The sequence below is a fragment of the Enterobacter cloacae complex sp. 402C9 genome, assembly GCF_050030745.1.
Taxonomy (GTDB): Bacteria; Pseudomonadota; Gammaproteobacteria; order Enterobacterales; family Enterobacteriaceae; genus Enterobacter; species Enterobacter intestinihominis.
In genome coordinates this window covers 3558660-3584916 of record NZ_JBLGUW010000001.1, presented here as the reverse complement: position 1 = coordinate 3584916, position 26257 = coordinate 3558660, and the positions used below count along the sequence as shown (strand labels likewise).

Below are 26257 nucleotides of genomic sequence, written 5' to 3'. Positions count from 1 at the left end.
TGAGCTTTATTGAATGGCGTTTCATGGGTGAGCCGATATATTGACGTTGAACGCAATAATAAAACGACTCACGGTGTTCGAATAATGAGGTAAGTTATGTCTCGTATAGAACAAGCTGTCCCCTACATAAAGACTAAAAAAACCAATTACCGTTTCGTTGTGCTGGCATTAATTTTTATTGTTTATGCCATTAACTATGCTGACCGAACAAATATTGGTGCAGTACTGCCGTTTATCATTGACGAATTTCATATCAATAATTTCGAAGCCGGTGCCATCGCCAGCATGTTTTTTTTGGGATACGCCCTGAGCCAAATTCCTGCGGGCTTTTTTATTGCCAAAAAGGGAATTCGCGGCATGGTGGCACTGTCGATATTCGGCTTCTCTGCCTTTACCTGGCTGATGGGCACCGCAACCTCGGTTCTGGGCCTGAAGTGTATCCGCCTGGGGCTGGGGTTAACAGAGGGGCCGTGCCCGGTCGGGCTGGCCTCCACCATCAATAACTGGTTTCCGCCAAAGGAGAAGGCCACTGCCACGGGCGTCTACATCGCCGCCACCATGTTCGCGCCCATCCTCGTGCCGCCGCTGGCAGTGTGGATCGCCATGACCTGGGGCTGGCGCTGGGTCTTCTTCTCCTTTGCGATCCCCGGTCTGGTCATTGCCGTCCTGTGGTATCTGCTGGTACGCACCAAGCCGTCCGAGAGCGCATTCGTCTCGAAAGCGGAGCTGGAGACCATTACCGCCGGTCAGGAGACCCCGGACGCCAGACGGGAAAATATCGTGATTTCACCAGGCTTTGCACGCCTCGATCGGCTGATCCGCGTGCGGGAATTAGCCCCGGTAAGCACGGTGAAAGGGCTGTTTACCTCGAAGAATATTCTCGGCGACTGCCTGGCCTATTTTATGATGGTCAGCGTGCTGTACGGACTGTTGACGTGGATCCCGCTCTATCTGGTGAAAGAGAAAGGCTTTACGTTTATGAGCATGGGGCTGGTCGCCAGCATGCCGTGCATCGGTGGATTTATCGGTGCGATTTTTGGCGGCTACGTCTCCGACAAACTGCTCGGCCGCCGACGTAAACCGACCATGATGTTTACCGCCATCAGCACCGTTTTAATGATGGTTATTATGCTGAATATTCCGCAAAGCACCGTCGCGGTTTGCGTCGGGTTATTTTTTGTCGGCCTCTGTCTGAATATCGGCTGGCCCGCTTTTACGGCTTATGGAATGGCTGTTGCGGACAGTAAAACCTATCCGATTGCCGCGTCCATTATCAATAGCGGCGGTAATCTCGGCGGATTTGTTTCCCCGATGCTGGCAGGTTATCTGCTGGATAAAACAGGTAGTTTTAATTCCGTGTTTATTTATTTCGGTATTTGCGCAGCCATTGGCTTAATTATGATTATGCTGCTGGAAGAACCGAAATAAAACATTAAATCTCTCTTGTCCGAATGGAGTAAATGTATGCTACTGAAAAATAAAGTCGCCGTTATTACCGGCGCGGCTTCCGTACGCGGTTTGGGTTTCGCTACGGCGAAATTATATGCTGAACAGGGTGCGAAAGTGGTGATTATCGATTTAAACGCTGAAGCCAGCCGGGCTGCCGCCGCGAGCCTGGGCGACGAACATCTGGGCCTTGCGGCGAACGTCAGCAATGAATTACAGGTTAATGCCGCCATTGAGCAGGTGCTGGGGAAATACGGGCGCATCGATATTCTGGTGAATAACGCCGGCATAACTCAGCCGATCAAGCTGATGGATATCAAACGCGAAAATTACGATGCGGTGCTTGACGTCAGCCTGCGCGGCACGCTGCTAATGTCCCAGGCGGTTATTCCCACTATGCGCGCGCAAAAGTCGGGCAGCATCGTCTGCATTTCATCGGTATCGGCCCAGCGCGGCGGCGGCATCTTTGGCGGCCCACACTACAGCGCTGCAAAAGCGGGTGTGCTGGGGCTGGCAAAAGCCATGGCGCGTGAGCTGGGGCCCGACAATGTGCGCGTAAACTGCATCACGCCGGGTCTTATCCAGACGGACATTACCGCAGGCAAGCTGAGCGATGAGATGAAAACGTCCATTCTGGCGGGCATTCCGCTTAACCGCCTCGGAGACGCGCAGGATATTGCCCGCGCCGCGCTGTTCCTCGGCAGCGACCTCTCTTCTTACTCCACCGGTATCACGCTCGACGTGAACGGCGGGATGCTGATTCATTAAGGAGATACGACGATGACGGATACCACAGTTCAACAGGTTGCCGCCGCGGCCTGGCGCATTCGCCGCTACGCGCTGCGCATGGGCGAAGTGCAGGGGCAGGGCTACATCGGGCAGGCGCTGGGCTATGCCGATGTGCTGGCCACCGCGTTTGCCCACGGGATGAACCTTAAGCCGGGCGAGCCGGAGTGGGAGGGGCGTGACCGTTTTTTGCTCTCTCACGGCCACTACGCCATTGCCTGTTACGCCGCCCTGATTGAAGCGGGGATCGTTCCTGAAGATGAGCTGGAGACCTACGGCGCGGACGACAGCCGCCTGCCGATGTCCGGCATGGCAACCTACACGCCGGGCATGGAGATCTCCGGCGGTTCGCTGGGGCAGGGCTTAAGCATTGGCGTTGGCATGGCGCTGGGGCTGAAGCGCAAGCAGAGCGCGGCATGGGTCGTTAACTCCATGTCGGACGGCGAGCTGGACGAAGGGTCAACCTGGGAAGCTGCGATGTCGGCGGCACATCACGGCCTGTCGAACCTGATCGTGCTGGTGGACATTAACCGCCAGCAGGCGGATGGCAACTCGCACGCGATCCTCGGCTTTGAGCCGCTGGAAGATAAATGGACCTCCTTCGGCTGGTACGTGCAGCGCGTCAACGGCAACGATGTCCCTTCACTGGTAACGGCGTTTGATAACGCCAAACGCTACCCGGAAAACCAGCCGCGCGTCATTTTGTGCGACACGCTGATGGGCAAGGGCGTGCCGTTCCTCGAAAAGCGTGACAAGAACCATTTTATTCGCGTGGATGCTGACGAGTGGCAAAAGGCACTCGCTGTGCTGGATGCCAACAAACCTGAAGGAGTGCTGTAATGAGCCAGACCACGGAGAAAAAACCGCGTTTAACCACGTCGGCGATGATTGCCTCTATCGCGGAAGAGGGCCAGGAGACGCGAGCCGCACCGTTCGGCCAAGCGCTGGTGAAGCTGGCGGAACAGCGACCGGAGGTCGTAGGCATGACTGCGGATCTGTCGAAGTACACCGATCTGCATATTTTCGCTCAGGCCTACCCGGAACGCTTCTTTCAGATGGGCATGGCCGAGCAGTTGTTAATGGGGGCCGCGGGCGGCATGGCGAAAGAGGGTTTTATTCCTTTCGCCACCACCTATGCCGTCTTCGCCACCCGCCGCGCCTACGATTTTATCCATCAGGTGATTGCTGAAGAGCACCTGAACGTGAAGATCTGCGCGGCGCTGCCGGGGCTAACCACCGGTTACGGGCCGAGCCACCAGGCGACGGAAGATATTGCGATTATGCGCGGTATTCCGGGCATGACGATTATCGATCCCTGTGACGCAATCGACACCGAACAGGCGGTGCCGGCGATGGCAGCGCACGATGGCCCTGTCTATATGCGCCTGCTGCGCGGCAAGGTGCCGGTGGTGCTGGACCAGTACAACTACCAGTTTAAGATTGGCAAAGCTGCGCTGCTGGAAGAGGGGAACGATGTCCTGATCGTCGCCTCAGGCCTGATGACCATGCGTGCGCTGGAGGCGGCGAAGCAGCTGCGTAAGGATAACGTCAGCGTGGCGGTGCTGCACTCGCCCACCATTAAGCCGCTGGACGAAGAGACGATCCTGGCGCAGGCTGCGAAGCCGGGACGGCTGGTCATCGTGGCGGAAAACCACAGCAACGTAGGCGGGTTGTGCGAAGCCGTCGCGTCGCTGTTGATGCGCAACCGCGTGAACGTGGATTTCGATACCGTCGCGCTGCCGGACGCGTTCCTTGATGCGGGCGCGTTGCCCACCCTCCATGACCGCTACGGGATCTCAACCACAGCCATGGTGGAGAAAATCCGGCGCAGGCTGTGATTTATAAGACGGATACGTTGTCAACGGGCGAGGGGTGCTTTACCCTCGCCACTGTTGCGATAAAGGAGTCCGTTATGGCACAAAACATCTACGACAATCCGGCGTTTTTCGAAGGCTACGCCCAGCTTCCGCGCTCCGTGCAGGGGCTGGACGGCGCGCCGGAGTGGCCTGCGCTTAAGGCGATGCTGCCGGATTTAACCGGCACATCAGTTATCGATCTTGGGTGCGGCTACGGCTGGTTCTGCCGCGTGGCGCGCGAGCTGGGCGCTTGCGACGTCACGGGCGTCGATATCTCTGAAAAGATGCTCGCCCGCGCGGCAGAACTGACGGATGACACGCAGATCCACTATCAGCGTAGCGATCTGGAATCTCTTCAGCTTCGCGAAAACAGTCTCGATCTGGTCTACAGCTCGCTGGCGCTGCACTATCTGCCGGAACTGGACGCGTTATTCGCCAGGGTGCAGCGTGCGCTTAAACCCGGCGGCAGCCTGGTTTTCTCGATGGAGCACCCGATTTATACCTGCGCCACCCGTCAGGGCTGGCTCACCGACGACAACGGTGAGCGGTTCTGGGGCGTGAACCATTATCAGGACGAAGGCAAGCGCGTCAGCAACTGGCTGGCAGAGGGGGTAATCAAATACCACCGCACGCTGGGTACCACGCTTAACGCGCTGATCAAGGCCGGATTGACGATAAGCGAAGTCAATGAGTGGGGACCAACGCAGACGCAGGTTGACGCCTGGCCCGCGCTGGCCGAAGAGGCGGAACGCCCGATGCTGGTGCTGATCGCCGCCCGTAAGGCTTAATAGCCGACTTTATATACCCGCCCGCTCTGTACCCCTTCCACGCTGCGGCGGTAGGCCTGCGCAACGGTCGCAGCGGGAACGCTTTCAAAGCCCGGGAAGAAGCCATCATATGCTTCGACGGATTCCGTCAGCACCGTCGGGCTGATCAGGTTAATGCGGATCCCGCGCGGCAGTTCACAGGCCGCGGCGCGCACAAACCCTTCCAGCGCCGCGTTTACGGTGGTGGCATTGACGCCCTGAGCAATCGGTTCGTGCGCCACAATCCCGCTTATCAGCGTGATCGAGCCGCCTTCGTTCAGGAAGTGCTGGCCGGTCAGCGCCAGACGAACCTGCCCCAGTAGCTTATCCTGCAAGCCCCGGTTGAACTCGCCGTCGGTCATGGTTGCGAGCGGGCCGAAGTGTACCCCACCGCTGGCGGAGACAATCGCATCCACCGGGCCGATCTTTTCGAACAGCGCCTGTACGCTCGCCTGCGAGGTGATATCCACCTGATGCTCGCCCTGCGTGCGACCCACGCGGATCGTCTCGTGGCGTTGGCTTAACTCTTCTGTGACTGCACGACCGACCGTACCGCTGGCACCAATAATGACGATTTTCATAGCAGACTCCTTATGTTGTGAGTCTTCATTCTTTAATAAATAAAAACTCAGATAAACTGGGCTAACGTTAGAAGATTACTAACCAGAGGTTTGGAATATGGATAAGCTTCGCGGGATGGAGACGTTCATCGCGGTAGTGGAAAGCGGCAGCTTCACCGGCGCGGCGGCCCGGCTGGAGATGTCGGCGGTGATGGTCGGGAAGTATATTGCGCTGCTGGAATCGCAGCTCGGCACGCGGCTGCTGGAGCGCAACACCCGTCGCCAGAGCCTGACCGACGCCGGACGCGTTTATTTCGAAGAGGCCAGGCGCGTGCTGGAGCAGGTCTCGATTGCTGAAAACGCAGTTGAACGTCTGCGAGCCACGCCCGCCGGCACCCTGCGCGTAACGGCACCCACCTCGTTTGGCGGCTGCGTTATCGCGCCTCTGACGGCCACGTTTTTACAGCGCTACCCGCAAGTGCGCATCGAACTGGATCTCACCAACCGAATGGTGGATCTGGTGGAGGAAGGGGTCGATCTGGCCATTCGCATCGGGGAGATCCGAAATGAGGATCTGGTGGCGAAATACCTGTGTCCCTACAACATGACGATCTGCGCCGCGCCAGAATATCTGGCGCGTCACGGTACGCCGCAAACGCCAGCCGATCTGGTGGATCACTTGTGTCTGTCGCACACGGTATGGACGGCGCGTAACGAGTGGCGGCTGCCCGGTGTGGAAGGCGAGGTGTGCTGGAAGCGTGATGCCGTCTTACGATGCAATGACGGCTACGGCTTACGCATGGCGGCGCGAGCCGGGGCAGGACTATTGCTGCAACCGGAAGTGCTGGTGGCTGAAGAGCTGGCAAGCGGCAGGCTGGTTCGGGTTCTGGAAGCGTTTACGCCCACGCCGAGGCCGGTGCATTTATTGTGGCGCCAGGATTTGCGTCCGCTGCCTAAGCTAACGGAATTTATTGCCCATATTCTGCTAAGATTGGGCACAATATAAAAAAAGAAGGTAAGTAAAGAATGTCTGCAAACAAACTCGCCAGCAGCGCGCAGGGCCTGCAATCCTCTGCCATCCGTGAATTATTAAAACATAGCAAAATGGCAGGCGTGATTTCGCTGGGGGGCGGTATTCCAAACCCGGATCTGTTCGATCATGAAGGTTTAAAAATTGCCGCTGATGCCGTGCTGTCTCAGCATTTTGGCGAAGCGTTCCAGTACGGCCTGACGGAAGGCGTCCCGGGGCTGCGCGAAGAGATCCAACGCATCTGTGAAGGTCGCGGCATCGCCTGTAAAGCCGATGACGTGGTCATTACATCCGGCTCTCAACAGTCGCTTGACGTGCTGGCGCGTGCGTTAATTAACCCGGGCGATACGGTCGTCGTTGAGCGTCCGACCTACCTCGCCGCGTTGCAGGTCTTTGGCCTGGCACAGGCGAATTTTGAATCCGTCGGCACCGACGGCGACGGCATGAAAGTAGATGAACTTGAAGCGCTGGTGGCAACCAAAACCATCAAAGCGGTTTATATCGTGCCAACCTTTGGTAACCCGGGCGGCGTGACGCTCTCCGAGGCGCGTCGTAAACAGCTGGTGGAATTATCGAAGCGCTATGACTTCGTGATTATCGAAGACGATCCGTACAGCGAAATCAACTATACCGAGGAAGCGTTCCGCCCGCTGATTGCTCATGCCAAAGATATCGGCAATGAGGATAACGTGGTGTACACCTCCACCTTCTCTAAAATCCTCGCGCCGGGCACCCGCGTGGGCTGGGTGCTGGTGCCGGAGTGGCTGAAGCGTGCGGTGGTGAACCTCAAGCAAACCACCGATCTGCACACCAGCACGCTGTCGCAGCTGATGACGTACGAATATCTGAAAACCGGTCGTCTGGCGAATCAGATTAAAATGATCCGCGAAGCCTATCGCCAGAAATACCAGACCTTTGCCAGTGAACTGGAAGCGGAGCTGGGCGATGTGATGTCGTTCCACAAGCCAAAGGGCGGCATGTTCCTGTGGGCGAAAATGAATAACGGCATCAATACGACGAAATGGCTGGAAAAAACGTTGAGCAACGGCGTCGTGTTTGTGCCGGGTGAGTTCTTCTACTGCAACGAGCCGGACCACACCACGCTGCGCATGTCTTTCGTTACCCCAACGGATGAGCAGCTTAAAGAAGCGGTTCGACGTCTGAAAATTTCCCTGTAAGCGGATGCGCATAATGGCAGATGCCGTTATGCGCTGTTCCCGTGTAGGGTAAGGTTATTGCATGGCGTGGGCGAGGGTGCGGTCAAATGCATCGCCGTCTGGCACCTGTGTGACTTCATGGATCCGACAAATTTTCCCCTCGCGCAGCGTGGCAAACATATACACCTCTAATTCTGCCTGGCGACCATCCGGATATGTCACGGCCACTCTGTGCCGGTCTGCCACACATTCGTTATGGCAACATAACGCTTCCACGGTAAACGTAATCTCGCGGATCTGCGCACGCACATGGTTCAGGTGTTTCATAAATCCCTGATAATCAAGCATGTGACCGTCCGTAACCTGCTGGTAGTCGGGCGTAAACACCTCTGCCGGATCTACATTGCCATTGAATAAGCGGGTTAACAGACAGGCCATTTGCTCGCGCTGCGCGGTGTTGTCGGGCTGGTTTATCAGGGATGTAATGATGGTCATGTTAGCTCCTCGTGATGTTGAGCCGCTATTATCCTTGACAGCATAAGGCGTAGTTTCTGTAATAAGTCGAAGAATAACGATTTTCGGTCAAATTCATGCTGACAACTGAGAGGCTTGTTCATCCCGGCGGCTATCACACCCCGTGGCACAGCCATCATGCCGGCCAGCTCTGGCGCATTGCTGCGGGGCTGCTGTTGATTGAGACGCCGCTGGGGCGTTCGGTGGTACCCGCAAAACATATCGGCTGGATCCCGCCTGGTCAGCAGCACGCTGCCTTTTCGGAAAGTGCGATTGAAGGTTGCGCTGTCTATCTTGACCCTGCCCATTGTGAAGGGCTTCCGGAAGAGGCCACGCTTTTCGAGTCTGACGATTTTACCGATGCACTGTTTTCCCGTTTAAGCGTTGCCGGGAGTGAATACGATCCCCGAAAGCTCATCCTGCTGCTGGAGGAGTTGGCTCTGGCGTCTCAGGTCCGCTTTTATCTGCCCGTACCGACCGATCCCCGGCTGAAAAATGTGGTCAGGAAACTGCTGCAATCCGTCGATGATAATCAGACGGTGGAAAGCCATGCCAGCCGTGCCGGGATGAGCGTACGTACATTCAACCGGCGGTTTAGCGCGGAGACGGGGATGAACTTCGTCAACTGGCGCCAGCTGGCGCGCGTCATGCAGGCGATGGAGTGGCTGGCGGCGGGGAAGCCGGTGGGGTGGATTGCGCTCTCGTGCGGATACAGCAGCGTCAGCGCATTTATTGAAGTTTTCAGAACGTGGACCGGTAAAACGCCGGGGCAGTGGGCGATTAAAGAAGGCCCTTTTGCGCAAAGGTAATGCGCGTGGCCTCGTTGAGATCCAGCTCTCTTAACGATTCCGGATAAACCCAGGCGATCTCCTGAAACTCGTCGTTAAACGTAACATCCCGATTGGCGCTGATGCAGTCGAAGATCAGATAAATCATATAAATTTCCTCGGTGGTACCATCGGCGTAAGTTTTGACCCTGATGTCATCGCGAAAAGCCCAGGGCTTGACGTCGATAATGTCCAGCGCGTCGCCCAGCTCCTCACGGACTTCACGGCGCAGCGCCTGTTCCATGGTTTCGCCTGGTTCCATTCCACCACCGCAGAGTGCCCACTGACCGGGGAATACACCGCGATCGTCGGCCATTTTACATAGCAGGTAGGCTCCGTCATTCTGGATGATGGGGCAGACAATGGTTCGTTGGCGCATGATTTCTTCCTGAAAAATGAATTTGGGCTACTATAGCAGATTGGTGATGGAGATCATGTTAGGTGTGTTGGATCCTCATCACTCGGAACAGCGGTGTAGGCCGGGTAAGGCGAAGCCGCCACCCGGCGTTTGACTACCGCTCCCTCAGCGCCTCCTTCGCCCGGTTAAACGGCTTAATCAGATAATCCAGCACCGTTTTCTCCCCGGTCTTAATATCCACCGTCGCAATCATCCCCGGCACAATCGAAAAGTGCCTGCCCGCCTTGTTCACCAGATAATCCTGGCTGGTGCGAATGAATACACGGTAGTAGAACACCTCCGGCTTCGCTTCGTCCTGAATGGTGTCCGGCGAAATGGTCTCCACCACTCCGTGCAGCCCGCCGTAAATCGCGTAATCGTAGGCGGTGATTTTCACCAGCGCCTCCTGATTAGGATGGATAAAGGCGATATCCCGGGGCGAGAGGCGGGTTTCAATCAGCAGGTGATCGTCCACCGGCACAATCACCATTAACTCGCCGTTGGGCGGTATGACGCCGCCGATGGTGGTCACCTTGATGTTTTTCACGATCCCGCGCACCGGCGACTTCACCGTCAGGCGGGTAACGGAATCCTCGCGGCCTTTCAGGATCGCTGACACCATATCCACCTCGGCGTTGGCCTTAGACAGCGCTTCACGGGCCTGCACGTAATACTGGGAACGCACGTCGGTGAGCTTCAGCTCCAGGTCGCTTTTCTGCCGTTGCAGGCGCAGCACTTCCACGTGGCTGGCGGCACCGGTTTTCACCAGCCGTTGAGTGATCGCCAGTTCTTTATTGGCGAGCGCTAACGCGGAGCGGAGTTCACGCTGCGTATCCTCCAGCTGGGCGCGGCGAGAGTTGTAAAGCCGCGTTTCTGCGGCGGTCAGGTCGGTCCATTTCGCCAGGGAAGGCGGGAATTTCAGCGGGAGATCGTTCACCTCGGCGTACAGGCGCACGCTGGAGGCCAGCGACGCGCGGTAACGCGCCGCGCTTTCGCCGACGTTAGATTCCGAGCGGGTAGGATCCAGCCGCGCCAGCACCTGTCCGGCCTGCACCTGATCCCCTTCGTGTACGTTCAGCTCGGTGAGGATCCCCCCATCCAGCGACTGCAACACCTGCTCGCGTGAACTGGGGATCACTTTTCCGGTGCCGGTTGAGACTTCATCCAGCACCCCGAACCACGCCCAGACGCCGAGCACCACAAACATCAGCAGGGAGAAGAAAACGATGCGCCGGGCGCCGGTATAACCGCTCTCGGAGTCGAGCGCGTTATCCAGATCTTCTACTGCGGCAACGTCACGCTGATTGATTTTCATTATTCCACTCCCGTCCGGTTGCCTGCTGCTGTTGCTGCATACGGCTGTTGTTCAGCGCCTGCGCTTTTGGCGCGTCCATCACCAGCATGCCATCTTTGAGTACCACCACGCGCTACACCAGCTCCAGTACCGGCACGCGGTGGGTCGCGACAACCAGCGTGCGGTTGCCGAGCCACGCCCCGAGTCGTTGAATAAATTCCCGCTCGGTATGTTCATCAAGGGAGGCGGTCGGTTCATCCATCAGCACGATATTCGGGTCGCGCAGCAGCATCCGCGCCAGCAGAATAGACTGCCGCTGCCCGCCGGACAGCCCGACGCCGTTCTCCATAATCGGGTAATCCAGCCCCTTTGGCAGCTTCTGCACAAAGCTGGCCGCGCCGCACATCTCCAGCACCTCGAAGATCTCTTCATCGGTGGCGCGCGGCATGCCGAGCGTGATGTTCTCGCGCAGGGTGCCGTAAAACAGCCGGGCGTTCTGGGTCATAAAGCCGACGTTTCTCCGCACGTCAGCCACGTCCAGATGCGGCAGGCTGAGGTTGTCGAGCCGCAGTTCACCGCCCGCCAGATCCATCCCGCCCGCCATCGCCTGCAACAGGGTTGATTTGCCCGCGCCGTTGCGCCCGAGGATCGCCACTTTTTCGCCCGCTTTGATCTCCAGGCGGTTAATGCGCAGCGCCATGCGGGGATCTTCCGGGTGATAGCGGAACTGCGCCTGCTCGAAAAGATAGTGGCCGCGCAGCACGTCCTGGCGGATCGGCGTCTCTTCGCGCTGGTTCTCGGTCGGCAGCTGCATAATGCTGTCCAGCCCCTCTTTGGCCGCCTTCACCTGCTGCCAGCGGGCCAGCACGCCGCACAGCGTCGCCATCGGGGCGATCATCCGTGAGGCGAGCATCGAGGCGGCCACCACCGAACCTGTGGTTAAGGTGCCGTCGATCACCATCGGCGCGCCCACCACGATCACCCCGGCATAGACCAGACTCTGAATGGTCATCCCCCAGCTGATCAGGTTCTGCGTCAGTTCGCGGGTGCGCAGGCCGGATTCGGCGGTGATCTGGATATAGCTGTTCCACTGCTGCAAAAAGCGGTTCTCCGCCTGCATCAGCTTGATGTCCTCCAGCCCCTGCACGCTCTCCACCAGCACCGCGTTGCGCAGGGTAGATTCATGCGCCGACTGCTTCGCCAGCTCTGCCAGCTTCTTTTGCAGCAGCAGGCCAGGCAGGACCATAATCACCGCCGCCACCGGGGCGATCCACGCCAGCTGCGGGGCGATGATCGCCAGCACAATCACAAACAGGATAAAGAACGGCAGATCGACGATGGTGGAAATGGTGGAGGAGGTGACCATCTCGCGGATCTGCTCCAGCTCGCGCAACTGGGAGATAAAGCTGCCGGTGGAGCGCGGAATGGCGCTGTGGCGTAGCCGCAGCGCGTGGCCGAAGACCCGATCCGAGACGCGCATATCCGAGCGTTTGCCCAGCAGATCCATAATGTGCCCGCGCGCCACGCGCAGCACAAAACCAAACAGCGTGGCGATCAGTACCCCAATGGTCAGTACGTAGAGCGTCGGGTAGGACTGGGCGGGGATCACCCGGTCATACACCTGCATGGAAAAGACAATGCCGGAGAGGGAGAGCACGTTGATAAACAGCGCCGCCAGCATCACCCAGCTGTAAGGGCGAAGGTCGCGCATCACCAGCCGGTAGAGCCAGTCCGGGCGGTATTTTGAGATATAGGCGTCCACGCGGCTGTCCTTCAGCGCCGCCAGCGGACGCAGGGCGATGACGTGGCGGATGGCAGGCAGCATCGCGCTCATCGACAGGCGGTTGGTGTGCGTGTTGTCGTCGAAAAAGCTGACCTCAAGCGTATCCTCGCCGTCGAAATTGTCGATCACGCCGATTTTACCGTCGTTTAGCTCTACCACCACCGGCAGACGCCAGCTGTTGATGGCGTGCTGATCGGCCGTCAGCAGCTGGAACGTCAGCCCGGCTTCACGGGCGAGCTGCGTCAGCGCGGGCACCATCGGTTTGCCTTTCAGCCACGGTGCGCCCGCGATCAGCGAGCCTGGCGAGCAGGCAACGCGATAGCGCGTCGCCACATAGCCAAACGCCTGCGCCCACTGCTCCAGCGCCTCATCCGTCATGTTTTCACCCTGCGGAATATCGCGTTGCTTCATGGCTGGATCTCCACGGTCTGGATGGTGCGGTTTTCAAGATCGAACGCCTGACGTATGCGCCCGGTTTGGTAGAGACAGTTCAGCTGAAGCTGGCGGAGCTGTCCGGCGGTTTGCTGCTGGGTAAAGCGCGCCTGATACACCTCCTGCTCGGCGTTGAGCACGTCGAGCAGCGGGCGGGAACCAAGATCGAGATACTGTTGCTGATACAGCTCGCGGGTACGGGCGCTGAGCGCTTCCTGGCGGCCCTGGATCTGAAGCGTGCTCATCAGGCTCATCACCTGGCTGCGCGCTTCCAGCAGTTTTTGCCGCACCTCAAGACGGGTGCGCTGAATGGTGGACTGGGCCGATTCCACCGCGTGTCCGGCGGCGTTACGCCGGGCGGTGAGGCCGCCGCCCTGATAGAGCGGCATCTGCACTTTTACCCACGCGGAGTACTGGGTGCGGTCCCGCGTTTCGTTGCCTGAGTAGCGGTCGTTAAGATAGTGGCGGACTTCCGGCTCCAGCGAGACGGTAGGGGTCATCTGCGCGTTGGCATAGTCGAGATTGGCCTGCGCGACGTTGGCCTGCGCCCAGGCCGCTAAAACCGAGGGTACCAGGCGATCGTCCGGCTCGGCAATATCGCAGCTGCGGGCCAGACTTTGCGGAAATTCATTGCTGACCGCGTTCAGGCCGTCCCAGCCCAGCATGCTCATCAGCGTGGCGCGTGAGCTGTCGAGGCTGGCCTGATACTGCATCAGCTGCGCTCGCGCGCCTTCGATACGGGCATCGGTCTGCGCCACGTCAGAGAGCGACGTGGCGCCTTCGTCATTACGCAGCTTCGTCAGTGTGCCGATGGAGGTCAGGGCGTCCAGCTGTTCTTTAGCGGTCTCGACCATCTGCTGCCAGGTCTGCACCTGCACCATAGCGATGGCGGTATCGTGGGCGATAGTGTCGATGCTCACCAGCACGTTGGCCTGCTGCTGGGCGACGCCCGCGTTTTCGGCGCGCACCTGGCTTGCGACTTTGCCGAAGTCGTAAAGCATTTGCGAAAGAGAAAGCACCAGCGAGGGGGTAAAGCCATTATCGTCGCCGTCGTGGCTATAGCCGTTATCCATGCCGGCGTTAATTTGCGGATAATATTTCGATTTGGCGACGTCCACATTTTCGCTCTGCTGATAGAGTTTGCCGACGGCTTCACTGATGGCCGGATGCCAGGTCACGGCGCGGTTTACGGCTTCATCCAGCTGTAGCGTGCCGGGGGCGGCTTTGCTGGCTACGGGCGCCACGCGGCCATTTAAAGAGGGGAGTTCCTGCGTTTCGCTTAATTGTCCGGTATTAATCATCGCCGCAGGGTTTGCCGCGATAGCGGGCACAGATATCAGGCAGCACGAGAGCCACCAGTAAGGCATCTTCTTTCCCATGTCTTGTCCCTAATAAAAAAGTACTGCTTTTTTGTTTATGCCCGGGCGCTGTGCGCGCCCGGGTCATTTCTTGCAGGTGCTATCAGGTAATGATGTGTTGCTGGTTTACAAGCTCGTCGTAGGTGGTCTGAACGTTGTCCAGCGTAACGAGCGTAGATTTAGTGTAGGCGGCTCCCGTGCCGTCACGGTCGATGGAGATCACAGTATTGTTACCGCTTTGTGAAACAGAGACATAGTTCCCCAGCGTCGACGCGCTACCGTTCCAGCCCACCAGCAGATCGCCAATGTCGATCTTGTCTCCCTGCGACAGGGAGAAGTTCGTCCAGTGGTCACCCGTGCTGTTACCTGCGGTGGCGTTACCCGCCGTAGTGTTCAACACCTGATAAATCAGCGTGTCGCCGTAGGCCGTGCCGCTAATCACATCGTTATGTTCCGAACTGACAAATTTCGGTGCCATATTAATGGTCAGCGAGGCGGTATCCCGGGTGCCGTTGGCGTCGGTCAGGGTGTAGTTAAAGACCTCCTTGCTGGTGATGGTAGAGAACGATATCCCCGGGTTGAGTGTGTAGGTGTAACTGCCGTCTGCGGCAATCGCCAGCGTGCCGTAGTGGCCCGTGATGTTTACCTGCGTGCTGCCGGTGTAAGGATCCAGCGTGGTGGTTACGCCGTCGTAGCCGGTAATGCTGAGACGGGTATCCACCGAATGCAGCTGGTCCATCGCGCCCGCGGAGCCGGTGCCGTCGAAGATATTGCCGTCAACGGTGTGGGTGCCCGTGGCGTCAAACTGCGACAGGGAGTAGCTGGTCCCGGTGACGCTTGGGGTAACGGTGATATTTCCCACCCCCAGCGGTCCCATTCTGCCGGTATAGTTCAGCGTATAGGTTCCCGCTTCCAGATCGAGGCCCGTCAGGTTGATCGTCGCCCTGCCGCCCAGCAGCAGCCCGCCGTTAAATGAGCCGGATCTGAGGGTGGTGGTGCCGTTGGTCAGCGTCCAGTCGACCGTTAACCCGGTAAGGGTCAGCAGCGAGGCGACGTTAAACGACAGAACCACGTTATGCAGTGCAGTATTAGGATCCACCACGAAGGTCCCGCTCCCGCTGCCCTGGGTTGAGGCAAGCAACGCGGCGTTCCAGCTCGCCGACCCGACGGTGGTATCCGAGTATGCGGCGGTGCGGTGCACCGAGTTCACGTCCATCGCCGTGCTGACATCGTTCACCGCGTCCATTGGCTGCGCGGTCGGGGTGATGTTCAGCGATGCCGTGTCTTTCGAGCCGTTCGGCGCGGTGATGGTGTAGACGAAGGTATCTGGGGTGCTGATGCTGTCAGCGCCGACTCCGCTGTCCAGGGTGTAAGTGTACTCCCCGGCTGCGTTGATCCGCAGCGTACCGTACTCGCCGGTGATCTCCGTCAGGCCGCTGCTGTTCACCGCCACGCCGTTAACGTCGGAGACCACGGTACCTGCTGGCGCAATATCATCCGCCAGCACATCCCCGGTCGTGCTCTCGCTCACGCTTGCCACGCTGTAGACATGATCCTGCAAGACGTTCAGCGTGTAGGCCGTCAGCGCGGTGATCCCCGCCGCCGTATTGAGCAGGAACAGGTACTCGCCAGCGGGCAGGTTCAACGTCAGCTGCGGGGAGGTGCCGCCCAGCAGCGGCGCGCGCAGCCAGCCGGGTTCAACGCGCATCTGCTCGAAGGTCTGCGTCGCATTGTTGAACTTATAGATGTAGAGGTCGAACACCGAGGCCAGCGCGACGCCGCCCACGGAGGCCTGAACGGTCATGGTGCGGGTGGTGCCTTCTTCCACGTTATAGATGATCGGGTTGGCCAGATCGTCCAGCAGGTTCAGCCCCAGGGTATTGCCAAGGTTGATCCCCACCAGGGTAAAGCCGCCCTGCGACGAGGTGCCGTTGTTGATCGCCTCCACGGTGGTGTCGAAGGTCAGCGAGGCGGTATCGTCCACGGCCACGATCCCGCTGCTGGTAGTGCCTTCGCCCAGCGACAGAACCAGATTTGCCGAGGCGCTGGTGCCGTTATGGGTGATGGTGTAGGTAAAGTTCTCCGTGCGGCCAATGACGGCGGCGCTGGTGTTGGTCAGGTTATAGGTATAGCTGCCGTCCAGGTTGATGGTCAGCGTGCCGTATTGCCCCTGAATCACCGTGCCGTCAGCCGTAACGCTGGTGGTGGTGCCCTGGGCGTTGGTGACCGTAGTGACGGTGGTGCCCGCCGGGGCGTTGTCGCTGCCTGCGGTTGGATCCACGTCAGTGATGACGTTCCCGACAACGCTGGTCTCGCCGGACACGGTGCCTGCGCTGGTCTCTTTCACCGCCACATCGAGGCTGGTGTAAGAGCCAGTTGCCAGCAGGTTAGTGTTGTAGCTCAGGACGCGATACTGACCATTCGCCAGCCCGTTCAGGTTCAGCGACACCCCCGTCGCGCCGAGGGTCAACAGGTCAGCGAACTGCGGCTGTCCGGTATCGACCACGGTGGTCCAGGTGTTGTTGGCGGCGTCAAAGCGCTGTACCACCAGTTCAAGGGTATTGAGCAGGGAAAGAACGGCACCCGTGGCGTTGGCGTTCACGGCAATATCCGCACTGCCGCCGTTGCCGACGGTGAAACCTACCTGCGCGGTGTCGTTGCCGAGCAGCGTCAGCACGTTACCTAAGGCGCCTACCAGCAGGAAACCATAGTCGCTGTACTGCGAGTTGGTCACCGTGGCGGTGGTCGTGAGCGCCAGTTCTTCAGCGTTGGTGCTGGCAGAGAGCGGCACCACCGGCGCAAGGGCTGAGCCGGGCAGCGAAACGTTGCCTGCCGCATCGGTGGCGGTGATTTGCAGCGTCTGACCTTCCGTCTGTTTATTGAGGAAGGTGTAGCTCCAGGAGCCGTTGCTGTCTGCCGTGGCGGTGACCGTTGAGTTATCCGCCAGACGGATGGTGACGGTACTGCCCGCTTCGGCGCTACCGGTCAGTACGCTGCCGTCTGCGTTGAAGGTCCCGGTTGGAGCCGTTGGCGCAGTGAGATCGACAATCACCGTGGTCGAGGTGGAAATCGGGCTGGTGCCCGAGCCGTTGCTCGCCGTGGCGGTGAAGGCATGCGGGCCTTCACTCAGCACCGGCGTGGTGAAGCTCCAGTTGCCGCTGGCATTCGCGGTGACCGTGCCCATCAGCACCCCGTTGTTATAGAGGGTGATGGTCGTGTTCGGCTGCGCCGTGCCGCTCAGGGTTGGCGTGGTGTCATCGGTGGTATTCCCGTTGGTCAGGTTGCCCGTCACCGTGCCAACGTTATCGTCAATATTGGCGATAACAGGCGCGTTCGGGATTGTGGTGATCGGGGCAATCACGGAGGTGGTGATACCCGCGTTACCGGCCTTATCGGTAGCAAAGACGATCAGGGATTCACCGGCGGTCTGTGCAGGGGTGATGGTGGCGCTGAAGCTTCCGCTACCGTCCGCGACGGCCGTTCCAAGCACGGTTCCGGTGCTGCTGGTGATGGTGACGGTGCTTCCCGCTTCTGCTGTACCGGTGACCTGCGTCCCGTTGGTGATCACCGCCAGCCCGGTTGGGGCTGGTGGCGGCGTCAGGTCAACGTTAATCGTGATAATCGGTGAAGCCACGCTGGTATTGCCCGCGGCATCGGTGGCGGTTGCGGTGAAGTTATGCGCGCCTTCCGTCAGCGTGGTGCTGGTTTGCGGCAGCGTCCAGTTGCCGTTGGCATCGGCAGTGACGGTCCCCACCAGCGTCGTGCCGTCGTAAATACGTACGGTGGCATTGGCTTCTGCCGTACCGTTTAAGGTCGGACGGGTGTCGTTGGTTGGGTTGGTGCCAGTAACAGGTCCGGTGACGGTCCCCACATCATCCTCAATCGAGGTGATTGCCGGTACGACAGGGGCGGTGGCATCCACATTAATGGTGTAACCGCCGGTCTGCGCGCTGGCGTTGCCCACCGCGTCGGTAGCGGAGAAGGTCAGATTATGCGGCCCGTCAGTCAGCGGGGTGGAAGGCGTAAAGCTCCACGCGCCACCGGTGGCGACTGCGGTGCCAATCTGTACCCCATTATCAAAGATGGTGACCGTCGCGCCGGCTTCTGCCGTACCGGTGAGCGTTGGCCGCGCGTCGTTGGTTAACCCGCCGTTGGCGACAGGCGCAGCGGCGTTACCGACATCGTCGGTGATGCTGGTCAGCACCGGCAGCGCTGGCGGTGTGGTGTCAATGGTCAGGCTGAAGTCGGCGGACGACGTGCTGGTGTTACCCGCCTGATCCGTTGCTTCTGCGGTAAAGGTGTGTGACCCACTGTCCAGCGGCACGGTGATATCGACGGTCCAGTTGCCATCGGCATCGGCAGTACCGGTGCCCACCAGCGTGGTGCCCTCATAAATATTCACGGTGGCCAGCGGCTCGCTGGTCCCCACCAGACGCGGGAGAGGATCGTTGGTGGTCTGGCCGGAACCTATTGCCCCGGTGATGGTGCCAACGTCGTCAATCGCCTGGGTGATAACCGGCGCGACAGGCGCAGCCGTATCTACCACCAGCGTAAAGCCTGGTGAGGCAGGGCTGACGTTGCCCGCGGCATCGGTTACCGTGGCGGTCCAGGTGTGGCTGCCGTTTGCCAGCGTACCGGTGGTAAAGCTCCATACGCCGTTTGCGTCCGCCACGGCGGTACCCACTTCACGGCCACTTTCATAAATGGTGATGGTCGCGTTGGCCGCCGCGGTGCCGTTCAGCGTTGGCGTGGTGTCGTCTGTGCTTTGTCCCGAGGCGACCGGGCCCAGCACGGTACCAGCATCGTCAGTGGCCGGGGTAAAGACCGGTGCTTCGGGCACCGAGGTATCCACCGTCAGGTTGAACGGTGGTGAGGTGACCCCGGTATTGCCTGCGGCATCGGTGGCGTTGAAGGTAATAACGTGCGGCCCTTCGCCCAGTTCAGTGGTCGGCGTGAAGGTCCAGTTACCCTGGGCGTTGACGACCGCCGTGCCAATTTCCACATCATCGACAATAACGTGTACCGTTGCGCCCACTTCCCCCGTACCGTTGAAGGTTGGACGGGTGTCGTTCGTGGAGCCGTCGCTGGCGAGGGTTCCCGTTCCCGGGCTGACATCGTCTATTACCGTGGTAACCACCGGGGCCGCAGGCCCGGCGGTATCCACCGTAAAGGCGAACACTGGCGAGTTGGCGGAGACGTTTCCGACATCATCGCTGGCGTTAACGCGCAGGTTATACGTCCCGTCCGTCAGTACCGGATCCGGCGTAAAGGTCCAGTTGCCGCTGCCGTCGACCGTGGTGGTGCCAATCTCCACGCCGTTATTCAGCACGTGAATGATGGTACCCGCCTGGCCGGTGCCGCTGAGGGTTGGCGTGGTGTCATTGGTCACCTGCCCGGCGGTAAGCGGGCCGGTTGCGCCTCCCGGGGCGTTGTCGCTGACCGTAACGATCGTCGGCACCTGTGGCGCAGTCAGATCGATTTCGACGCTCCAGGCGTTGGACGGCTGGCTGACGTTGCCCTGCGGATCCGTCGCTCTGACAGTAAAGTCATGCGTCCCTTCGCCGAGGGCGGTTTCAGGGGTAAATGTCCAGGCACCGGTGCCGTCTGCTGCCACCGTACCAATTTGCGTAGCGCCATCAAAAATGGCGACGACGCTGTTCGGCTCGGCGCTACCGGTCAGGGTTGGCGTAGTGTCGTTGGTTGGATCGCCGCTTGGGACAGGCGTTGCCGCATTCCCTGCGTTATCCGTCACGCTGGTAATTACCGGCGTGGTGGAAACGGTGTCGACCACAATGGTGATCCCGGCCGACGGGGCGCTCTCATTGCCTGCCGGGTCGGTGGCGGTCACGGTCAGGGTGTGGCTGCCGTCGTCCAGCGCAGGCGGCGTGTAGCTCCAGGTGCCGGTCGGACCGACAACAACGGTGCCCAGCGGGTCGCCGTCATCGTACACCGTAATGGTGTCCCCGGCCGTGCCTGTTCCGGACAGGGTAGGACGGTTGTCGTTGGTGCTCTGCCCGTCAGCGATTGGGCCGATGACCGGGCCTACGTCATCGGTCACCGCACCGATGGCTGGTGCGGTCGGATCGGTGAGGTCGACGGTGACGGTCGCGATCGGCGACTGCCCGCTGGTCGCGCCGGTGCCGGTATTCGTGGCGGTGACGGCGAAGGTGTGTGGGCCTTCCGCGAGCGGCAGCAGCGGCGTGTAGCTCCAGTTGCCGTCTGTATCCGCAACAATTTCGGTCAGCGGAACCAGCGCCCCATCCAGATAAATGGTGATGACGCTACCCGGATCGGCGGTGCCGGTAAGGGTAGGCGTGGTGTCATTGGTGGTTTTATCTTTCACATCGCCAGTGACGGGATCGGCATCATCGTTGATTGCCGTAATCACCGGCACCGCTGGCAGAATAAGCGGGGAGTCCGGTACGTCAAAGGTGGTTGTCGGGCTTGCATTACCTGCGGCGTCCGTGGCGAACAGCGTCAGCGTCGCGGGATCCAGTTGGGCCGGGGAGAGGGCGATGGCGAAGGTGCCTCCCGTCGCGACACCGGTCCCGATGATATTGCCGCCGGCGTCACGCACCGTCACCGTGGTTCCATCATCTGCCGTACCGGTCAGCGGCGTGCCCTCTGCGGCAATGGTGATATTGGTTGGCGTTGCAGGAAGCAGCGTATCCACCGTCACGCTGAGATCGCCGGAGCTGGCGGAGGTATTCCCCGCCGCGTCACTTGCGGCAACCGAGAAGGTGTGCGGCCCTTCCGCAAGCGCGGGGTCGGCTGTCCAGGACCATGTCCCGTTCGGCTGAACCACCACGACCACCGGAGACGGCGTGCCATCAACAGAAACGGTTACGCTCGAACCCGGCTCGCCAATCCCGGTGAGGGTTGGGGTACCGTCGCGGGTGTAAAGCACGCTGTTAGTCAGTTGGCTGTCAGAGACGGCGTCAATTTGCGGCACGGTCGGTGCCTGCGTATCGACCGTCACGCTAAAGACCGGGCTGACCGGGCTCAGGTTACCCGCGTCGTCCACCGCGGCGACGGTGATATTCAGCGGACCATCGGTTTGTGTCGGCAGGGTGTATGACCACTCGCCATTGGCGATTTCAACGCGATCCACTTCCACGCCGTTGTTGTAGATAATCACCGTTTCGCCGGTCGTGCCGCCTCCGCCAATGACAGGTGTGTTATCGTTGGTTGAGCCTCCATTCTGAGCGCCGCCAATGGAACCGATGAGCGGGGTATCCGGGGCGAGGGTGTCGACCGTTATCGTGATACCGGTTGATGGCAGAGATTCATTGCCGGCTTCATCGGTGGCGGTCGCCGTGTATTGGTGCGTCCCTTCGCCAATGTTGCTCTCAGGACGCCAGCTCCAGTTACCGCTACCGTCCACCGTGACGCTGCCCACGGCCTGCGGCTCGCCTGTACCCACCTGGTCATAGATGGTAATGACGTCATTCGGCGTACCGGTGCCGCTCAGTACCGGGCGCGGATCGTTGGTGGTTCCGCCGTTGTCCACTGGCCCGGTGATCTGGCTTACGCTGTCTGTCACTGTCGGGATCCCCGGCTGGCCCGGCGCGTCGGTATCAATGGTAATGGTCACTGGCGTGGACGGTGCGCTTTCGTTCCCGGCGCTGTCCTGATTGGTCACCGTCAGGGAGAGATCGTAGGTGCCGTCAGGGAGCGGATCTTCCGGTGTCCAGCTCCAGTTACCGTCGCCATCGATCTCGGCTTCACCTATTTTGGTTGCGCCATCGTAAATGTTTACGGTATCTCCCGGCGTGCCCGAGCCGCTCAGGGTTGGTGTGGTATCGCGGGTGGTCTCCCCAGGATTCAGAGCCGTCCCCGGTGTGGCGCCGTCCGGGTTCACGGTGATCTCAGGAATATCCGGCGTTGCAGGCGCGGTCGTGTCGATCGCCAGCTCAAACGGTGGCGAGATGGTGGTATTACCCGCCTCATCCGTCGCGTGGACCGTCAGCGAATGCGGGCCGTCCGTCAGCGGCGTGGTTGGCGTAAAGCTCCAGCCGCCGCTACCGTCAAGCACGGCCGTGCCAAGCAGGGTGGTCCCGTCATAGATAGTGATGGTGGTGCCTTCCGGTGCGGTTCCCTGCAGCTGCGGCAGCGTGTCATCGGTAGTATCCCCGCTGTTAAGCGGAACCTGCACAGTGCCGATGTTATCGGAGACGGTGTCAAGGGTGGCCGCCGGTGGCGGAGTGGTATCGACGGTAAAGGTAAAGCCGGGTGATGATGCGCTGGTGTTGCCGGCCGCATCGCTCGCGACGACGGTGAACGTATGCTGCCCGTTCCCTAATGCGGTAGTGGGCGTGAAGGTCCATGCGCCGCCGTTGTTCACAATGGCAGTACCAATATCCTGTCCGTCCAGGCGGATCGTCACGGTGGAGCCCGGCTCGCCGGTACCGTTCAGCGTCGGGAGCGTGTCGTTGGTGATTTGGTTGTTGTCGAGCGGCCCCGTGCGGCCCGGTACGTCATCAATGACCTGCGTAATGGCTGGAGCGCCCGGCGCGGCGGTATCCACCGTGATGCTCCAGGTGTTCGATGTCCCGCTGAGGTTATTGTTGGCGTCAACCGCCGTCGCCGTCAGCACGTGCCCGCCGTCGGGAAGATCCGTTTCCAGCGTGATGGACCACTGGCCGTCAGGCCCAACCACCGCGGTGCCGATTTCAGTGGTGCCGCTGTAGAGGGTGATCGTCGTGCCGGGCTCGCCCGTTCCGTTGATGGTCGGGGTTTTGTCGTTGGTGAGACCGTTCTGGCTGACAGGACCGGTGACGTCGAGCGCATCATCCTCCACGCCTGTGATGACCGGGGTTTGTGCCGCGGTGATGTCCGGCGCGTCAAACGGCGCGGTCGGGCCGGTGTTTCCGGCGGTATCGGTGGCATCTGCGGTCAGGGCTTCGCCGTTGGCTTTCGGCGGGATCAGATCAACGCTGAAATTACCCTGATCGTCGGCGACCGCTTCCCCGACCTTAACGCCATTTTCACGAATGGTGACGGTGCTGCCCGGCTCGGCTGTACCGGTTACCGTGGTGCCGTCGGCAGAGATCACCACGTTTTCCGGTGCCAGCGGTGGCGTGCTGTCTGGCGCGTCGGCAAAGCCGGACGGACTGGTGTTGCCGCTGCCGTCGGTGGCCGTCACTGCAAGGGCTTCGCCGTTGGTCTGGGCTGGCGAAATCGGGATGGTAAAGGTGCCGTCCGGACCGGCGGTGGCCTGGCCGATGATCGTACCGTCCGGCGCTTTAATAATAATCGTGCTGTTTGGCTCGGCGGTTCCGCTGACGCTTGCCCCGTCTTCCGCCACCACCAGGTTACCCGGTGCGGCAGGCGCGGTGATGTCCGCTGCGTTAACCAGCGCCGGTGAACTCTGGTTGCCTGCGGCATCGGAGGCGACCACGGAGATGATCTCGCCGTTCACTTGTGCAGGGTTCAGGTTGGCGACGTAGTTGCCGTTGCTGTCGGCAGTGGCGGTCCCGATTTGCACCCCGGCGTTGTTGGTGATGACAATTTTACTGCCCGGCTCGGCAGTACCGGTGATTTGCGTGCCTGTCGAATTGAGCGTCGCCTCCGGCATGTCTGGCGGCGTAAGATCGACGGTAAAGTTGATCGGCTGAGACAGGCCGCTCTGGTTGCCTGCCGCATCGGTTTCGCGCAGGGTAATCGAATGTGCACCCTCTGCCAGCGGCGTTGTCGGCGTGATGCTCCAGGTACCGTTCGGCAGAACCGTTGTGCTGCCAATCGCAACGCCGTTATCGTAAACCGTAATCGTGCTGCCTGGTTCTCCTCGGCCCGTCAGGCGGGGCTGCGACTCGTCGGTAAACTGCCCGGCGGTAATCGTGCCTTTCAGCCCTCCGGTGTCATCGTTAACGATAAATCCTGTCGGCACCGGCGGGGTGGTGACATCCACCGTTACGGTAAAGGCCGGCGAGGCCGGACCGGTGTTACCGGCGATGTCGGTGGCGCGTACGGTAAGCTGGTGGCTGCCTTCGCTCAGGTTAACCGACGGCGTAAAGCTCCAGCTTCCGTTGCTGCCTACAACCGCTGTGCCAATGGCAATGCCGTTATCATAGATGGTGACCGTAGAGCCCGCTTCCGCCGTGCCGGTGAGCTGCGGGCGCGGATCGTTAGTGGTGCTTCCGCTTCCGAGCACGCCGGTATTGGGCGCAACGTCATCGGTCATACCGGTGATGGCCGGGGCACCTGGTGCGACAGTATCCACCACGAAGGTCACCGCCGTGGACGCCGGGCTGGTATTGCCTGCCGCATCGGTCGCGGTGGTGGTAATGGCGTGGTTTCCTTCAGACAGGTTGGTCGACGGGGTAAAGCTCCATTTCCCGGTAGCATCGGCCGTGGCGGTGCCGATCGGCTTGCCGTTGTCATAGAAGGTAATAACGGTGCCAGCTTCACTGATGCCGCTGAACGTCGGGCGTGCATCGTCCGTGCGTTGTCCGTTGCTCAGCGGGCCCGCTTCGGTGCCCACGTTATCATTGACGGTGACAATCTCGGGGGCAGCCGGCGCGGTTGAATCCGGTGCCGTGACCTGAACGCCCGGGCTGGTATTGCCGGACGGATCGGTGGCGGTGGCGGTGATCTGCTCCCCGTTGGTGAGCGGCGTGCCGAGATCGATAGTAAATTTCCCGTCGCTGCCAGCCTTGCCCGTTCCGATGGTGTTGCCATCGGCATCTTTCAGTGTCACGGTGCTGCCCGGCTCAGCCGTACCGGACACGGTTTTGCCGTCAGGCGAAACCTCCAGATTGGCAGGTGCATCCGGCGCGGTGAGATCCGGTGCTGTGACCTGACCACCCTGGCTGGTATTGCCGGACGGGTCGGTGGCCGTGGCGGTGATCTGCTCCCCGTTGGTGAGCGGCGTACCGAGATCGATAGTAAATTTGCCGTCGCTGCCGACCTTGCCCGTTCCAATGGTGTTGCCATCGGCATCTTTAAGGGTAATCGTGCTGCCCGGTTCAGCCGTACCTGTTACGGTTTTGCCGTCAGGTGAGACCTGAAGATTAGTGGGAGTATTCGGAGGCGTAGTATCAGGTTCGGAAGGATTTCCCGGATTACCGGGATTCGGGTTGTTGTTATCGTCATCTCCGCCACCTCCACCGCCGGTTCCCGCCGCAATAGCAATCCCACCTGCGGCGGCCAGGCCACCCAGCACCCAGGGCCACGCAGCGGCGCCACCAGCATCACTCCCTGACGCCGCCAGTAATGCATCGGTGGAGGCGATGGATTCATAGGTCGCGGCACCGGTTGGATCTTCAATCCACCACAGCGCTCCGTCACTCTCTTCAAGCACCAGCTGGCTTACGCCCTGCGCATCAGTGACGTAGAAATTCTTGAGAGTAATCACTTCGCCCGAATTGAGGGTAATCACCAGATCGTTTCCGCTGCGGGAGTAATCTGCGATGTTGGCTCGATCCACGTTAAGCTTAACGATTGAGGAGTGATCGAGTGTTATCTGTGTCCCTTCCGTGGTCGTTTCCACGCCAGTTAATTTAGATATAACAGATATTTGGCTCATACAGTTATTACTCCAGCAGAGTGATTGGTTACGGCGTGTCAAACAAAGCCATCGTTTCTGAAGGGATGAACGCGCTCCCGGCGAAAATACTGTTTAATAAACAGGATTTACCGTTACTTTCTTTAGCGCGACCGATGCCCGCCAGGATTAAAAGTGGCAACCTCAGGGCAAAGCTAATTATTTACACAGGAAATAGTTGTTTATTTATATGTTTGCGATTTATAAGCCTTATTATTTGTGCAGGTATTAAATTATTTCGTTATAAAAATGATATAGCTATAAATGTCTGAATAAGCAAATTAAGTGTTCGTAAACCCAATGCGGCTATTGCAGGGGAGATTAATTGATAGCGTGAATATATTTCGTTAGCTATGAGGGCGCGTGGATGAAGGGTTTTGGCGTAAAAGGTGCAACCCTTAAAACGGTGCTGGTGGGGCGATATTAATAATTATAATATGCGATAAATATCTAATTTTGGTTAGGTT

General features: G+C 59.6%; 14 protein-coding genes and 1 pseudogene. 8 read left to right on the top strand and 7 right to left on the bottom strand.

Annotated elements, in window-relative coordinates:
• Positions 1–96: 96 nt before the first annotated feature.
• From ACQG1K_RS16995 to ACQG1K_RS16975, 5 genes are all read left to right on the top strand, one after another.
• On the top strand, positions 97–1428 hold the full coding sequence (locus ACQG1K_RS16995; protein ID WP_041908551.1) for an MFS transporter: 1332 nt from the start codon (positions 97–99) through the stop codon (positions 1426–1428).
• Between the two features lie 36 nt (positions 1429–1464).
• Complete coding sequence (locus tag ACQG1K_RS16990; RefSeq protein WP_003862216.1) at positions 1465–2214, top strand: SDR family NAD(P)-dependent oxidoreductase; 750 nt, start codon at positions 1465–1467, stop codon at positions 2212–2214.
• Between the two features lie 12 nt (positions 2215–2226).
• Entirely contained in the window at positions 2227–3072 is an 846-nt protein-coding gene (locus ACQG1K_RS16985) for a transketolase (RefSeq protein WP_192970059.1), read from the top strand.
• Positions 3072–4070, top strand: coding sequence for a transketolase family protein (locus tag ACQG1K_RS16980; RefSeq protein ID WP_063146927.1), 999 nt, complete (start codon positions 3072–3074; stop codon positions 4068–4070). Before ACQG1K_RS16985 ends, ACQG1K_RS16980 begins: the two co-directional genes overlap by 1 nt.
• 74 nt (positions 4071–4144) lie before the next feature.
• Positions 4145–4876 (top strand): class I SAM-dependent methyltransferase, encoded by a 732-nt coding sequence (locus ACQG1K_RS16975; RefSeq protein ID WP_023306795.1) that lies wholly within the window; start codon positions 4145–4147, stop codon positions 4874–4876.
• On the opposite strand, the gene ACQG1K_RS16970 is transcribed toward ACQG1K_RS16975, so the two are convergent.
• Positions 4873–5475: a short chain dehydrogenase gene (locus tag ACQG1K_RS16970; RefSeq protein WP_023298436.1), complete on the bottom strand. Its 603-nt coding sequence runs from the start codon at positions 5473–5475 to the stop codon at positions 4873–4875. The genes ACQG1K_RS16975 and ACQG1K_RS16970 overlap by 4 nt on opposite strands.
• Positions 5476–5572: 97 nt before the next feature.
• On the opposite strand from ACQG1K_RS16970, the gene ACQG1K_RS16965 reads away from it, so the two are divergent.
• Both ACQG1K_RS16965 and ACQG1K_RS16960 read left to right on the top strand, forming a co-directional pair.
• Complete coding sequence (locus ACQG1K_RS16965; protein WP_367075946.1) at positions 5573–6460, top strand: LysR substrate-binding domain-containing protein; 888 nt, start codon at positions 5573–5575, stop codon at positions 6458–6460.
• A 20-nt stretch (positions 6461–6480) separates the two neighbouring features.
• Positions 6481–7662: a PLP-dependent aminotransferase family protein gene (locus ACQG1K_RS16960; RefSeq protein ID WP_022649114.1), complete on the top strand. Its 1182-nt coding sequence runs from the start codon at positions 6481–6483 to the stop codon at positions 7660–7662.
• 54 nt (positions 7663–7716) lie between these two features.
• Here ACQG1K_RS16960 and ACQG1K_RS16955 read toward each other — a convergent pair whose 3' ends face one another.
• Complete coding sequence (locus tag ACQG1K_RS16955) at positions 7717–8136, bottom strand: nuclear transport factor 2 family protein (protein WP_367075943.1); 420 nt, start codon at positions 8134–8136, stop codon at positions 7717–7719.
• Between the two features lie 95 nt (positions 8137–8231).
• Here ACQG1K_RS16955 and ACQG1K_RS16950 point away from each other — a divergent pair, with 95 nt between their 5' ends.
• Entirely contained in the window at positions 8232–8963 is a 732-nt protein-coding gene (locus tag ACQG1K_RS16950; protein ID WP_367075942.1) for a helix-turn-helix domain-containing protein, read from the top strand.
• Here the strand turns inward: ACQG1K_RS16950 and nudI are convergent.
• The 5 genes and pseudogenes from nudI to ACQG1K_RS16925 form a co-directional block, all read right to left on the bottom strand.
• The gene (nudI, locus tag ACQG1K_RS16945; RefSeq protein ID WP_022649111.1) at positions 8935–9360 is read right to left on the bottom strand and encodes a nucleoside triphosphatase NudI; all 426 of its coding nucleotides are present in this window, start codon (positions 9358–9360) and stop codon (positions 8935–8937) included. The two genes, ACQG1K_RS16950 and nudI, sit on opposite strands and share 29 nt — an antisense overlap.
• Before the next feature lie 133 nt (positions 9361–9493).
• Positions 9494–10693 (bottom strand): HlyD family efflux transporter periplasmic adaptor subunit, encoded by a 1200-nt coding sequence (locus ACQG1K_RS16940; protein ID WP_426720776.1) that lies wholly within the window; start codon positions 10691–10693, stop codon positions 9494–9496.
• Positions 10674–12866, bottom strand: a pseudogene (locus ACQG1K_RS16935) (type I secretion system permease/ATPase). The gene ACQG1K_RS16940 and the pseudogene ACQG1K_RS16935 overlap by 20 nt, the downstream one beginning before the upstream one ends.
• Positions 12863–14266 carry a TolC family outer membrane protein gene (locus tag ACQG1K_RS16930; RefSeq protein ID WP_426720777.1) on the bottom strand — a complete coding sequence of 468 codons (1404 nt, stop codon included), beginning with the start codon at positions 14264–14266 and terminating at the stop codon, positions 12863–12865. Before ACQG1K_RS16930 ends, ACQG1K_RS16935 begins: the two are co-directional and overlap by 4 nt.
• Positions 14267–14348: 82 nt before the next feature.
• Positions 14349–25772 (bottom strand): BapA/Bap/LapF family large adhesin, encoded by an 11424-nt coding sequence (locus ACQG1K_RS16925; protein ID WP_426720778.1) that lies wholly within the window; start codon positions 25770–25772, stop codon positions 14349–14351.
• Positions 25773–26257 lie beyond the last annotated feature (485 nt).